Origin of the sequence: Marinobacterium sp. xm-d-564 (genome assembly GCF_013283345.1) — a bacterium.
Taxonomy (GTDB): Bacteria; Pseudomonadota; Gammaproteobacteria; order Pseudomonadales; family Balneatricaceae; genus Marinobacterium_E.
Genome location: NZ_WBYO01000002.1, coordinates 17,383 through 30,410, shown reverse-complemented (window position 1 = coordinate 30,410; position 13,028 = coordinate 17,383). Strand labels below are relative to the sequence as shown.

Annotated in this window: 12 protein-coding genes; 4 read left to right on the top strand and 8 right to left on the bottom strand. The window is 48.8% G+C overall.

Annotated elements, in window-relative coordinates:
- Nucleotides 1–100 precede the first annotated feature (100 nt).
- Genes XMD564_RS02475 through XMD564_RS02465 form a run of 3 tightly spaced genes read left to right on the top strand, consistent with a single transcriptional unit; the run spans nt 101 to nt 2,331 of the window.
- Nucleotides 101–1,042 carry a TauD/TfdA family dioxygenase gene (locus XMD564_RS02475; RefSeq protein WP_173481617.1) on the top strand — a complete coding sequence of 314 codons (942 nt, stop codon included), beginning with the start codon at nt 101–103 and terminating at the stop codon, nt 1,040–1,042.
- Nucleotides 1,042–1,527, top strand: coding sequence for a MarR family winged helix-turn-helix transcriptional regulator (locus tag XMD564_RS02470; RefSeq protein WP_173507739.1), 486 nt, complete (start codon nt 1,042–1,044; stop codon nt 1,525–1,527). The genes XMD564_RS02475 and XMD564_RS02470 overlap by 1 nt, the downstream gene beginning before the upstream one ends.
- Before the next feature lie 15 nt (nt 1,528–1,542).
- On the top strand, nt 1,543–2,331 hold the full coding sequence (locus tag XMD564_RS02465) for a class II aldolase/adducin family protein (RefSeq protein WP_173483206.1): 789 nt from the start codon (nt 1,543–1,545) through the stop codon (nt 2,329–2,331).
- Nucleotides 2,332–2,372: 41 nt separating this feature from the next.
- On the opposite strand, the gene XMD564_RS02460 is transcribed toward XMD564_RS02465, so the two are convergent.
- From XMD564_RS02460 to XMD564_RS02435, 6 genes are all read right to left on the bottom strand, one after another.
- The gene (locus XMD564_RS02460; protein ID WP_173507738.1) at nt 2,373–3,842 is read right to left on the bottom strand and encodes an NAD-dependent succinate-semialdehyde dehydrogenase; all 1,470 of its coding nucleotides are present in this window, start codon (nt 3,840–3,842) and stop codon (nt 2,373–2,375) included.
- Nucleotides 3,843–4,075: 233 nt separating this feature from the next.
- Nucleotides 4,076–5,254 (bottom strand): 2-methylaconitate cis-trans isomerase PrpF, encoded by a 1,179-nt coding sequence (prpF, locus tag XMD564_RS02455; RefSeq protein WP_173481621.1) that lies wholly within the window; start codon nt 5,252–5,254, stop codon nt 4,076–4,078.
- Between the two features lie 63 nt (nt 5,255–5,317).
- A complete protein-coding gene (acnD, locus tag XMD564_RS02450) occupies nt 5,318–7,927 on the bottom strand; it encodes a Fe/S-dependent 2-methylisocitrate dehydratase AcnD (protein WP_173499052.1) in 2,610 nt (869 codons plus the stop codon).
- 22 nt (nt 7,928–7,949) lie between these two features.
- Nucleotides 7,950–9,080, bottom strand: coding sequence for a 2-methylcitrate synthase (gene prpC, locus XMD564_RS02445; RefSeq protein ID WP_173481622.1), 1,131 nt, complete (start codon nt 9,078–9,080; stop codon nt 7,950–7,952).
- A 62-nt stretch (nt 9,081–9,142) separates the two neighbouring features.
- Nucleotides 9,143–10,036, bottom strand: a complete 894-nt coding sequence (gene prpB, locus XMD564_RS02440) for a methylisocitrate lyase (protein WP_173481623.1) — start codon at nt 10,034–10,036, stop codon at nt 9,143–9,145.
- Nucleotides 10,037–10,048: 12 nt separating this feature from the next.
- Entirely contained in the window at nt 10,049–10,735 is a 687-nt protein-coding gene (locus XMD564_RS02435; RefSeq protein ID WP_173481624.1) for a GntR family transcriptional regulator, read from the bottom strand.
- Between the two features lie 133 nt (nt 10,736–10,868).
- Here XMD564_RS02435 and XMD564_RS02430 point away from each other — a divergent pair, with 133 nt between their 5' ends.
- The gene (locus tag XMD564_RS02430) at nt 10,869–11,453 is read left to right on the top strand and encodes a MarC family protein (protein WP_173483207.1); all 585 of its coding nucleotides are present in this window, start codon (nt 10,869–10,871) and stop codon (nt 11,451–11,453) included.
- Here XMD564_RS02430 and XMD564_RS02425 read toward each other — a convergent pair.
- Together XMD564_RS02425 and thrH are read right to left on the bottom strand one after the other, a co-directional pair.
- Nucleotides 11,447–12,319, bottom strand: a complete 873-nt coding sequence (locus tag XMD564_RS02425; RefSeq protein ID WP_173507737.1) for an alpha/beta fold hydrolase — start codon at nt 12,317–12,319, stop codon at nt 11,447–11,449. The two genes, XMD564_RS02430 and XMD564_RS02425, sit on opposite strands and share 7 nt — an antisense overlap.
- A 56-nt stretch (nt 12,320–12,375) precedes the next feature.
- The gene (thrH, locus tag XMD564_RS02420; RefSeq protein ID WP_173481627.1) at nt 12,376–12,993 is read right to left on the bottom strand and encodes a bifunctional phosphoserine phosphatase/homoserine phosphotransferase ThrH; all 618 of its coding nucleotides are present in this window, start codon (nt 12,991–12,993) and stop codon (nt 12,376–12,378) included.
- Nucleotides 12,994–13,028 lie beyond the last annotated feature (35 nt).

The following is a 13,028-nucleotide window of genomic DNA, read 5'->3' as shown; positions in this document are numbered from 1 at the left end:
CTTTTATCTGCCCTCATTATGTAAAAACCAAAAAGTTGACATATCAACTTTTTGGATCTATTGTTAATTTCACAATAAATAACACCATCGGAGAGAAGCAATGAGTTCAATGGATACCGATCTAATTCATGACGATCAGCCTTACAAAAACCACCCATATCAAGGTAAACAGATCAAAACACTACCCCTGGCTTCATCGATGGGCGCCGAGGTGCTGGATGTTCAATTAAAAGATCTTGATGACGAAGCCTTTGAGGAGCTCAAAGAGGCGCTTTGGCACCACAAGATGATCTTCTTGCGTAAGCAGAATCTCTCCCCTGCTGATCAGTTGGAGTTTACAAAGCGCTTTGGCGAGTTAGGTACCGATGCTTACACCACAGGTCTTCCTGGCTTCCCAGATGTACAACCTGTTATCAAAGAGGCTGATACCAAATCTAAAATCATCTTTGGCGGTGGCCACCATACCGATTCAGCCTTTCTAGAAAGACCACCATCAATCAGTGTACTTCACGGCATCGAAATTCCACCCTATGGTGGTGATACCATCTGGTACAACTCAGTGATGGCGTATGAGAGCCTGTCTGCTGGCATGAAAAAGATGCTAGCGCCGCTAAAGGTTCATATGGCTGCTGACCGCGTTATAGGCTCGATGAAAAAAGTGGTTGAACAGACAAAGAATATGACTTCAATGACCGATATCGAGTTAGAAATTGATATCGACGCGATGATGCGCGGAAACTTCCATCCGATGGTTCGCAAGCATCCAGAATCTGGTCAAGTGTCACTCTATGTTGATGGTGTCTACTCAGTCAATATCGAGGGAATGGAGCGCCGCGAGTCAGAACCTCTGCTTAAATTCCTACACGAGCACGCAACGCAAGAGTTCTTCTGTTGTCGTTTACGCTGGGAAGAGGATACTGTCGCCATTTGGGACAACCGCATCTGTCTTCACCGCGCGTTTAATGATTACGATGGGTTCCGTCGTGAACTGCATCGCACAACAGTCATGGGCGAAAAACCTCAGGCTGCGTTTGAAAGTTAATGTCAGATAAATTGGACATTATTCGACACAGAGAGGGGCATGAAGTTCTCGACTATGATCGATACCTTCAACACCTTATCTCTGTGATCGCCAATAGGCTGACAAGCTACTCATCAAGCCAGTACCTATCGCAATTTGGTTTGGGCTCAGTTGAGATGCGGGTTATCGCATCTCTGGCTTATCAGCCAAACCAAAAGGCAGCTGAAGTCTGCTCCCTGATCAGCATAGATAAGGCAGCGGCCAGTCGAGCCATGGCTAAACTGGACTCACAAAATCTGCTCATTGGTGAAACAGCCACACCCAAAGGCAAGCAAAAACGCTGGTCACTTAGTGAAAAGGGTTGGGCACTACATCAACGCTTCTTGGACGTGGTGCTTGATCGTCATGAGAGAGTCGTAAAAGAGATTGATGAGAGTGAATTAGTTCAATTTGTTGGGACCCTTCACAAATTGATTAACAATATTGAAACGCTCGACACCGAATAAATAAAAGGACAGAACATGAGTAACGATCCAAGATTTCAGGTAGATCTACCCGATGCACCTGAAGGAATGAGTGACACTGAATGGCAAGCCCGCCTTCAACTCGCAGCGACCTACAGAATGGTTGATCACTTTGGCTGGACATTCATTGTCTACAACCATATCAGCCTGCGTATTCCTGGAACTGATGAGTTTTTAATCAACCCGTTCGGGGTTCGTTATGATGAAATGCGCGCATCAGACCTGATTAAGATCGATATTGATGGTAACGCCCTTTCTGAAAGTGAGTGGAACGTCAACAAAGCAGGCTACACCATTCACTCAACGATTCATAAAGCCCGCCCTGATCTGCACTGTATATTACATACACACGAGCCAGTTTCGCAGTCACTGTGCGCGCTGGATTCACCATTAATTCCTGTTACGCAAGAGGGTTGTCAGTTCTTCGAACGCACTGGCTATCATGACTTTGAAGGGATCGTTCTGGATGGCTCTGAGGGGCCGCGACTAGCGGCGGCAATGGGTGAAACCAACCACACGCTTGTTCTCAAGAACCACGGTCTTCTCACAGCAGGCCCAACTTGTACCTGGGCCTTTGTAAGACACTTTGCTTTCATTAGAAATGCAGAGGTGCAATTGGCTGCTATGGCAGCAGGCAACCTGAACCCAATTGATGAAGAGATCATTCGAAAAACTCGTCATCAGTTCGAAGGCGGCGAAGCTCAAGCCAATGCAAAAGTTAGACACCCTGAGTGGCCGGCGTTGATCCGTTTGATCGATCAGAAAGATCCTAGCTGGAAACTGTAAAAGAAAAAGCCCTCTGACAAGAGGGCTTTTAGTGGGCATAATTATATGCCACCCATACAGAGGTATTTAATCTCTAGGTAGTCATCCAGACCGTACTTAGACCCTTCTCGACCTTGGCCACTCTGTTTAACCCCACCAAAGGGTGCCATTTCTGAAGAGATAATCCCTTCATTGATGCCCACAATCCCAACATCCAGTGCTTCAGCAACACGCCAGACACGGCCAATATCGCGACTGTAGAAATAGGCTGCCAAGCCGAATTCTGTGTCATTTGCCAGTGCGATGGCCTCCTCTTCTGTTTCAAACTTGTAGATAGGTGCCACAGGACCAAAGGTCTCTTCGTAAGTCACACACATATCGGTTGTGATGTCAGCCAGTATGGTCGGCTCAAAGAAGGTGCCACCCAGTGCATGGGGCTTTCCACCTAATACAATCCGAGCCCCCTTCTCTACCGCGTCTTTGATGTGTCGTTCAACCTTGTCGACCGCAGCTTGGTTGATCAGAGGACCTTGAACAGCGTCGTCCACTTCAAGACCGTTACCCACTTTAAAGGCTGAAACACGCTCAGCGAGCTTTTGAAGGAATGACTCATAGATACCGCTTTGGACAATAATACGGTTGGCGCAGACACAGGTTTGGCCAGTGTTTCGATACTTAGATGCAATCACACCTTCGATAGCCGCATCCAAATCAGCATCATCAAAAACGACGAAGGGGGCATTTCCTCCCAGCTCCATACTGACTTTTTTGACGCTGTCGGCGGCTTGTTTCATTAGAATCTTGCCGACCTGCGTCGAACCAGTGAAGGAAATTTTACGAACTTTATCTGAACTCGTAAGCGCACTGCCTACGGCAGCCGCTTTAGCTCTCGAGCTTGTCACAATGTTGATAAGACCCGTAGGGATACCTGCTCGTGCTGCAAGTTCTGCCAGTGCGAGAGATGAAAGCGGTGTATCTTCTGCCGGTTTAGCAACCACTGGACATCCCGCTGCTAGCGCTGGTGCAATCTTGCGCGCAATCATGGCATTCGGGAAGTTCCAAGGAGTGATTGCACCCACTACACCGACTGGCTGCTTGATAACAACTAAACGCTTATCACCCGTAGCTGCAGGAATGGTATCACCATAAACACGCTTGGCCTCTTCAGCGAACCACTCGATGTAGCTCGCGCCGTAAGCGACCTCACCACGCGCTTCTGCAAGAGGCTTACCCTGTTCTGCTGTCATCAAACGCGCTAGATCTTCCTGATTCTCCATGACCAAATCAAACCAACGGCGGAGAAGATTAGCTTTCTGTTTACATGGAAGGGTTTTCCAATCGGCCCAAGCAGCATCGGCCGCGTCGATCGCTCGTTGAGTATCAACCTCATCCATATCGGGGACTTCAGCAAGTAACTCTCCAGTAGCGGGATTGGTCACGGCGAATGTTTCGCCGGAATGTGAGTCTACCCACTGACCATTAATAAACGCTTTAGAGATAAGAAGAGAGGTGTCGCTAAGTTGAAGTGGCATGATCAAAAGATCCTGTGGTCTGGTTATAAACGTTATTCAATATAAACAATACGTTAACCCGATGGAAAGGATCAATTATATGCTGTTTTGCGGAGTGAAATTCACTTGTTTAGTGGTGAATGAAGAAAGGGCGGATGACAGGCTGAAGGCCTGTCACCTGGGTACTAACCCACTACGCAGTTACCGTGCCAGGCCTTCAGCCTGACATCGGCACTTTCAGCATTTTCCAGAGACTAAAAGGTATCCCCTGGAACATGCACAGAACCCGTCATTAGAAGACGCGCACTTCGGCTCATGATGGCGGCTTTAGCAGTCCACTCACCATTCACCTCTTCCGCTTTTGCACCGACACGCAAGGTACCCGATGGGTGACCAAAGCGAACGGCATCGCGCTCTCCGCCACCGGCAGCGAGGTTAACCAGCGTACCCGGTACTGCTGCTGCCGTTGCGATAGCAACTGCCGCTGTACCCATCATCGCGTGATGAAGTTTACCCATAGACAGTGCACGAACTAGAACATCTACATCATCCGTTGTGATCTCTTTACCACTAGACGCTGTGTAGTTCTTTGGTGGTGAGACAAAAGCAATTTTAGGGGTATGTTGACGCGTCTCAGCCTCTTTAAGATCCGTGATTAGACCCATCTTTAGCGCACCGTGGGCACGCATGGTTTCAAAACGCGCTAGCGCTTCAGGATCATTATTGATCGCTTCACGAAGCTCAGTACCTTGGTAACCAATCTCTTCTGCATTGAGGAAGATGGTTGGGATACCTGAGTTGATCATTGTCGCTTTAAAAGTACCCACACCAGGAACTTCAAGATCATCGACAAGATTACCTGTTGGGAACATAGAACCTTCGCCATCGGCTGGATCCATGAACGACACTTCAATCTCAGCTGCGGGGAAAGTGACACCATCAAGCTCGAAGTCACCTGTCTCTTGTACCTGACCATTAGTGATCTGGACTTTACCGATGATGGTCTTCTTGATGTTGGCCTGCCAAATTTTGACTTCGCAGATGCCGTTTTCAGGAATCTTAGCTGGGTCGATTAGCCCTTCATGAATAGCAAAAGGGCCAATAGCCGCCGATAGGTTACCGCAGTTACCTGACCAATCCATAAATGGACGATCGATCGCGACCTGACCAAAAAGGTAGTCAACATCATGATCTGGCATGGTGCTTTTTGAGACGATAACCGTCTTCGATGTCGATGAAGTCGCACCACCCATACCATCAATTTGAGCACCGTATGGATCTGGGCTACCAATGACACGCATTAACAACTTATCGCGCGCTTCACCTGGAACCTGACACGCATCTGGTAAATCCTTCAGATTGAAGAAAACACCCTTAGATGTACCGCCACGCATGTAGGTAGCGCGAACCTGAATTTGAGGAACAAATGCCATTTCAAACATCTCCCTTAATTTAAAAAAGGGCCGCGATGCGACCCCTTGTAGTTAGCCAATTGCTTATGCATTGCCCTCAAGAAAATCTTGAGCAAAGCGTTGCAACACACCACCAGCTTTATAGACACGAACTTCTGCAGCCGTATCAAGACGACAGGTCACTGGTACGCGAACCTGTTCACCGTTACGACGATTGATGATCAGCGTTAGATCTGCACGTGGCGCGATCTCACCTTCCACATCGTACGACTCAGTACCATCAATACCGTAAGTATGACGTGTTTCGCCCTCTTTGAATTGAAGAGGTAGTACGCCCATACCGACTAGGTTAGTACGGTGAATACGCTCGAAACCTTCAGCAACGATCGCTTCAACACCCGCTAGGCGAACACCTTTAGCCGCCCAGTCACGTGATGAGCCCTGACCGTAGTCAGCGCCAGCAACGATGATTAGGTTCTGCTTGCGCTCCATGTAAGTCTCAATCACTTCCCACATGCGCATCTGTTCACCCTGAGGTTCTAGACGAGCTAGAGAACCCTGAATGATCTCGCCGTTCTCATCACGACACATCTCATTCAACAGTTTCGGGTTAGCGAAGGTTGCGCGCTGTGCTGTTAGGTGGTCACCACGGTGAGTTGCGTATGAGTTGAAGTCCTCTTCTGGAAGACCCATCTTAGCAAGGTATTCACCCGCTGCAGACGACGCAAGAATCGCATTCGATGGCGATAGGTGGTCAGTTGTGATGTTGTCACCTAACACTGCCAATGGAAGCATACCTTTTAGCGTACGCTCACCTGCCAACGCACCTTCCCAGTATGGAGGGCGACGAATGTAGGTCGACATTTCACGCCAGTCGTAAAGTGGGCTTGGCGCTTTCTCAGCTTCACCTAGGTCAAACATAGGGATGTAGATCTGCTGGAACTGCTCTGGCTTAACGGCCTTAGCGACAATCGCATCGATCTCTTCATCTGATGGCCAGATATCTTTAAGCGTTACTGGGTTACCGTTGGTATCCGTACCCAATACATCGTTTTCGATATCAAAACGCATCGTACCGGCAATCGCGTAAGCAACGACAAGTGGTGGTGATGCTAGGAATGCCTGCTTAGCGTATGGGTGGATACGGCCGTCGAAGTTACGGTTACCCGATAGTACAGCTGTCGCGTAGAGGTCACGATCAATAATCTCTTGCTGAATCACAGGATCAAGCGCACCCGACATACCGTTACAGGTTGTACAAGCGTATGCCACGATACCGAAGCCCATCTTCTCAAGTTCTGGAAGAAGACCCGCCTCTTCTAGGTAAAGTTTTGCAACTTTTGAACCTGGAGCAAATGACGATTTAACCCAAGGCTTGCGCACAAGGCCAAGCTCGTTAGCACGTTTAGCAACAAGACCTGCAGCAACAACGTTGCGGGGGTTTGATGTATTGGTACATGAAGTGATCGCTGCGATGATCACTGCGCCATCTGGTAGCAGGCCATCAGCCTCTTCCGCTTTCGCAACAGCCAATTTCGCTTCGTCAGCGATACCGCGATTGGTTAGATCCGAAGTTGGTAGACGACGGTGTGGGTTTGATGGACCAGCCATATTGCGCACAACAGTCGATAGATCAAACTCAAGAACTCGCTCGTATTCAGCCGTAACAAGATCGGTCGCCCATAGGCCAGTCTCTTTAGCGTACTGCTCAACCAGTGCAACCTGCTCTGGTTCACGACCGGTCAGTTTTAGGTAGTCGATCGTCTGGCCATCGATGTAGAACATCGCAGCCGTTGCACCAAACTCTGGAGTCATGTTCGAGATAGTCGCACGGTCACCAATCGATAGTGAATCAGCGCCTTCGCCGAAGAACTCAAGGTATGCACCAACGACACGCTCCTGACGTAGGAACTCAGTCAGAGCCAATACGATATCAGTCGCAGTGATTCCTGGATTACGTTTACCCGTTAGCTTCACACCCACGATGTCTGGAAGACGCATCATTGATGGGTGACCCAGCATAACAGTTTCAGCTTCAAGACCACCGACACCGATCGCGATAACACCCAGTGCATCAACGTGAGGCGTGTGCGAGTCAGTACCGACACAGGTATCAGGGTAGGCAACCCCATCACGCGCCTGAATAACCGGAGACATCTTCTCAAGGTTGATCTGGTGCATGATGCCGTTACCGGCTGGAATTACATCAACGTTTTCAAACGCAGTCTTGGTCCAGTCGATAAAGTGGAAACGGTCTTCGTTACGACGATCTTCAATCGCACGGTTCTTATCGAACGCTTCTGGATCAAAGCCTGGTGCCTCTACTGCCAACGAGTGGTCAACAATCAGCTGAGTTGGCACGACAGGGTTAACCTTAGATGGGTCACCACCCTGATCCGCAATCGCATCACGCAGACCTGCTAGGTCAACCAGTGCTGTTTGACCAAGAATGTCATGACAGACAACACGCGCTGGGTACCAAGGGAAATCGAGGTCACGCTTACGCTCGATTAGCTGTTTTAGCGAATCAGTTAGAGCGTCCGGCTCACAACGGCGAACCAACTGTTCTGCCAATACACGCGATGTGTAGGGAAGCTTCGCATAAGCGCCAGCTTCAATTGCTTCAACCGCTGCACGAGTATCGAAGTAGTCGAGCGTCGTGCCAGTTAAAGATTTACGGTATTGAGTATTCATCATTTCAAGTTCCTACTCTTAATTAGGCACGGTCTTCAATCGCAACCCACTCAGCCGACTCAGGGCCAGTGTAGTCTGCAGAAGGACGGATAATACGGTTGTTTGCACGCTGTTCGATGACGTGAGCAGTCCAACCCGCTACGCGCGAACAGACAAAGATCGGCGTGAACAGTTCAGTAGGGATACCCATGAAGTGGTAAGCCGATGCGTGGAAGAAGTCCGCGTTACAGAAGAGTTTCTTCTCACGCCACATGACCGCTTCAACACGCTCAGAGACAGCGTAAAGGTGCGTATCACCTACCTGTTTAGAGAGTTTTTCAGACCACTCTTTGATGATCGCGTTACGTGGATCTGACTCGCGGTAGATCGCGTGACCAAAGCCCATGATCTTATCTTTACGAGCCAACATACCCATGATCGCTTCCTCTGCTTCGTCAGCAGATTTCCAGTTTTCGATCATCGCCATCGCCGCTTCGTTAGCGCCGCCATGCAAAGGACCACGCAGTGAACCGATGGCACCGGTCACACAGCTGTGAATGTCAGACAGCGTTGACGCACAGACACGAGCCGTAAAGGTTGAGGCATTGAACTCATGCTCTGCGTAAAGGATCAAAGAGGCGTGCATAACATCGACGTGCAGCGGCTCTGGTTTTTTATTGTGAAGCGTCCATAGGAACTGCTCTGCAATAGAGTCTGCGTCCGTCTCTGTCTCAACTCGGATGCCTTTGTGAGCAAAGTTGTACCAGTAGTTGATGATGCCAGGGAATACCGCCAGCATGCGATCGATGTGATCGTGCTGTTCGCTAAAGTCCATCTCTGTCTCAAGGTTACCCAACATAGAGACACCGGTACGCATCACATCCATTGGATGAGCATTTTTAGGGATGTTCTCTAGAACCGTTTTAAGCGCTGCTGGAAGTGCGCGCATGCCTTTCAGACGTGCTTTATAAGCATCCAGTTCCGCTTGGTTAGGCAGTTTGCCGTATAGAAGAAGGTAGGCAACCTCCTCAAACTGCGCATTGTCAGCCAACTCTTTAATATCGTAGCCGCGGTAAGTAAGACCAGCGCCCGATTTACCAACCGTACAGAGTGCCGTTTCACCCGCAGATTGACCACGCAGACCTGCACCACTTAATTTTTTTGCTTCAGCCATCTCTTTCTCCTTGAATGACATGGACCTGCGACAGAACAACAGATCCGAGAGTTAGGGATTAGTTACTTGTTTTTACCTTCTTGGAACAGAGCATCTAGCTTCTGTTCAAAGTCGTGGTAGTTCAAGAAATCGTAAAGATCCATGCGAGTCTGCATCGTATCCACAACGGCTTTCTGATCGCCATCACGCAGTAGCGCTTCGTAAACGTTCAAAGAGGCTTTGTTTGCTGCACGGAAACCAGACAGTGGGTAAAGAACCATCGTACAACCGTTCTCTGCCAACTCCTCTTTATTGAATAGAGGTGTCGCACCAAATTCAGTGATGTTCGCAAGTAGGTGTCCACCGTTAATACCCTGAGAGAAGGCTTTATAGTCTTCAAGCGTATGAACCGCTTCAGCGAAGATACCGTCAGCACCCGCTTCTAAACAGGCTTGTGCACGTTCAACGGCTGCGTTAAGACCTTCCATCTGGAATGCATCGGTACGGGCAATGATAAAGAAGTCATCGTCTGTTTTAGCATCAACGGCCGCTTTAACACGATCAACCATCTCTTCTAGAGAGACGATCTCTTTGTTTGGACGGTGACCACAACGCTTCTGAGCAACCTGGTCTTCAAGGTGACACGCCGCTGCGCCACCACGAATCATCTCTTTAACCGTACGTGCGATGTTGAATGCACCACCCCAACCTGTATCGATATCAACCATCAGAGGCGTATCACAGGCTGCTGTTACACGACGTACATCTTCCATCACATCGTTCAATGAGGTCATACCTAGATCAGGTAGGCCGTAAGAGGCGTTTGCAATACCACCACCAGAGAGATAGATCGCTTGGTGACCAACACGTGTTGCCATCATTGCGTTGTATGCGTTGAAAGTACCCACAACTTGAAGTGGCTTGTTATCGGCTAGTGCCTTACGGAACTTAGCGCCTGGGGACATCGACTGAGTCATCTCTATCTCTCCTTAGGGTTGATTTAATTTAGATTCGATATTGCGTCTTGATGCACTGATGTGACGACGCATTAAAAGTTCGGCCAGCTCTTCATCACGCGCTTCAATGGCATCCAATATTTGATGGTGCTCACGTAAAGCCATGGTGGGACGAGAACTGGAAAGACTGAATTGGAAACGATACATTCGCACCAAGTGGTATAGATCGGCCGCTAATAACTCTTGAAGTTTTGAGTTACCAGACGCCATCACAATTCGGTAGTGAAAATCGAGATCGCCCTCTTTCTGAAAGTAGGCCTGTCCCTCTTGCTCTTCGATACCTGACTGATGCTGATCTAGCAGAGCACGAAGCTGGTTGATCTCCTCTTGCGGCATAACGGTCGCGGCTAAACGGCACGCCATACCCTCTAGCGCTTCACGAACGCGATAGATTTCCAACAGCTCTTTGACACTTAACTGAACAACACGCGCGCCAATATGAGGCTTTCGCTCAACCAGACGCAGCCCCTCTAAACGACGTATCGCTTCACGAAGTGGGCCTCGCGAAATACCGTAGGTTTTAGCCAGTTCTGGTTCAGAAATTTTAGCGCCCGCTGGAATTTCACCCTTCACAATCGCAGTAATAATTTCATGACACACTCGGTCTGCAAGCGTGCTACTCTGTTGTGATTCTGAAGCGTAAAGCGGTTCAATGGTCATAAATATTGTCGACAATCTGATTGTGCAATGTAGAATAACCCGCTTTATATAGGCTGACAATCAACCAAAAGGCTAACATTGTCGACAATTTTGTTATCTCGACTGATCAGTCGGATATAAGCAGGAGTGAAATATGGATACCTACGCTGCAGCATTGATGCTCTTCTTAATCATGGATCCGTTGGGCAATATCCCTGTGGTGTTATCCATTCTTAAAAAGGTCGACCCCGCCAGACGTATCAAGGTACTACTCAGGGAGTTAGTGATCGCCTTAATCCTAATGCTGATCTTCTTATACAGCGGCTCGGCACTGTTAAAACTGTTATCGCTCTCTAAAGAGGCGGTCTCTATCTCTGGCGGTTTAGTACTACTGATTATTGCAATCCGAATGATCTTCCCATCCCGTGGTGGCGTTATGGGCGATGATGAGGATGATAGCGAACCGCTAGTGGTCCCCTTGGCTACGCCAATGATCGCAGGCCCTTCAATACTGGCCACTCTGGTACTTTTAGCAGAGAGCGAACCGAGTCGCAGTATAGACTGGTTAATCGCCCTTCTGATCAGCTGGGTGGCGACCGCTATTATTTTAATCGCAGGACAATCACTCTATAGAATACTCGGCAAACGTGGCTTGAAAGCGATAGAACGTCTGATGGGTATGATATTGATCTCGATCGCTGTTCAGATGCTAATCAATGGATTTTTAGCAATTCAGTAGCCTTTTAAATAGCGCTTTAACTCATCATTCATGATACGGGCGATCTGACGAGGCTTTTGATAAGGTAGGGAGTGATCTGTCCCTGCCACAAAATGGTAGTGCCAATTACGCATACTGTCTGACAGGTGCTGATGCAGTTGATGCATCGGCTCGACACTCAATCCACCTATAAAACTGCTGACATCCCCTTGAGCCGCTAGCAGTCTCTCTCGATCGATGAACAGGGCCGCATTGGTAACGGCGTCTAGAGAGTTAGCAAAACCCAGTCGACGCTCGCCCAAACGCTGCAAAGTCATTTTTTCAACCGCTTCACTCACCTTACGATTGGGCGAAATGGTATCAAGAAAGGTTCGAATCCCTTCATCACCCTCTGTATTGCGTAGGCTTTTAGCCGCGGCAGAGAAGGATTGACGAATGGAGACGGTCTCTTGCCAATCATGACGATCGAGCAGCGCACTCTCAAGCAGGAACTGTTTGCGCACCCGATCTCTGAGGTTCTGTTTTAACAACAGTGACACCAAGCCCCCAAGAGAATAGCCCGCTAGATCGAACTCATGCCAGCCTAAATGATCCACTAGGTGGGTCATATCCGACACCAGGTCATTGACACTGAAGGGGTGCTCTACTCCATCATCACTGACGGTCTCACCTGCCCCTCGTAAATCAGGTACAAGGATTTCACCCCAGCCATCAAGAAAGTGCTGCATCGCTTCCCAAGTATATCGACCCGCCACACCAGCGCCGTGGATTAACAGCAGTCGGCGACCACCTTCAGATTCTGGGTGACGATAAATGCGATAAGCGTGCTGATAACCTGCATGGGCTAGAGTGTCTGAATGACAGTGACTATCTGATAGTCGACTCATGGTAAGCACTACTCGGGATAAGTAGGGGCAGCTAATGCTACCCCCAATAGGCAGTTTTAAAGGGAGAGATTGCGGTTACTTGCCGCTAGAAACTCTTTCTTAAGATCTTCGTAGGTGTGTACCGCTGGGAATTGCGGGAACTCTTCAATGACGTTCTGCGGAGCATGGAAAAGAATGCCCTGCTCAGCTTGAGCCAACATAGTCGTGTCGTTGTAAGAGTCGCCTGCAGCGATAACACGGTAATTAAGCAGTTGGAAAGCACGCACTGATTGACGCTTAGGGTCGCGCTGACGAAGCGTGTAGTCAGTTATACGACCGTTTTCGTCTGTCTCAAGTCGGTGACAAAGCAGCGTTGGGTAACCCAATTGAGCCATCAACGGTGCTGCAAACTCATAGAAGGTATCGGAAAGAATCACCAGCTGGAAACGCTCACGCAACCAATCGGTGAACTCTTTAGCGCCTGGAAGTGGGCTCAGCTTAGCAATGGTCTCTTGGATCTGAGGAAGGGTTAGACCGTGCTCATCAAGAATACGAAGGCGTTGCTTCATCAACACATCGTAATCAGGGATATCACGAGTCGTTGCTTTTAACTCCTCGATACCAGTCTCTTCGGCAAATGCGATCCAGATTTCAGGGATTAGGACCCCTTCAAGATCAAGACATGCTAGTTCCACGCTAGGCTCTCCTTTAAAAATTGAGAGGCTACTCT

Bases quoted from the DNA above. Each gene is read 5' to 3' on its own strand.
- XMD564_RS02475 (WP_173481617.1), top strand. From the start codon at position 101: ATGAGTTCAATGGATACCGATCTAATTCATGACGATCAGCCTTACAAA.
- XMD564_RS02470 (WP_173507739.1), top strand. From the start codon at position 1,042: ATGTCAGATAAATTGGACATTATTCGACACAGAGAGGGGCATGAAGTT.
- XMD564_RS02465 (WP_173483206.1), top strand. From the start codon at position 1,543: ATGAGTAACGATCCAAGATTTCAGGTAGATCTACCCGATGCACCTGAA.
- XMD564_RS02460 (WP_173507738.1), bottom strand. From the start codon at position 3,842: ATGCCACTTCAACTTAGCGACACCTCTCTTCTTATCTCTAAAGCGTTT.
- prpF (WP_173481621.1), bottom strand. From the start codon at position 5,254: ATGGCATTTGTTCCTCAAATTCAGGTTCGCGCTACCTACATGCGTGGC.
- acnD (WP_173499052.1), bottom strand. From the start codon at position 7,927: ATGAATACTCAATACCGTAAATCTTTAACTGGCACGACGCTCGACTAC.
- prpC (WP_173481622.1), bottom strand. From the start codon at position 9,080: ATGGCTGAAGCAAAAAAATTAAGTGGTGCAGGTCTGCGTGGTCAATCT.
- prpB (WP_173481623.1), bottom strand. From the start codon at position 10,036: ATGACTCAGTCGATGTCCCCAGGCGCTAAGTTCCGTAAGGCACTAGCC.
- XMD564_RS02435 (WP_173481624.1), bottom strand. From the start codon at position 10,735: ATGACCATTGAACCGCTTTACGCTTCAGAATCACAACAGAGTAGCACG.
- XMD564_RS02430 (WP_173483207.1), top strand. From the start codon at position 10,869: ATGGATACCTACGCTGCAGCATTGATGCTCTTCTTAATCATGGATCCG.
- XMD564_RS02425 (WP_173507737.1), bottom strand. From the start codon at position 12,319: ATGAGTCGACTATCAGATAGTCACTGTCATTCAGACACTCTAGCCCAT.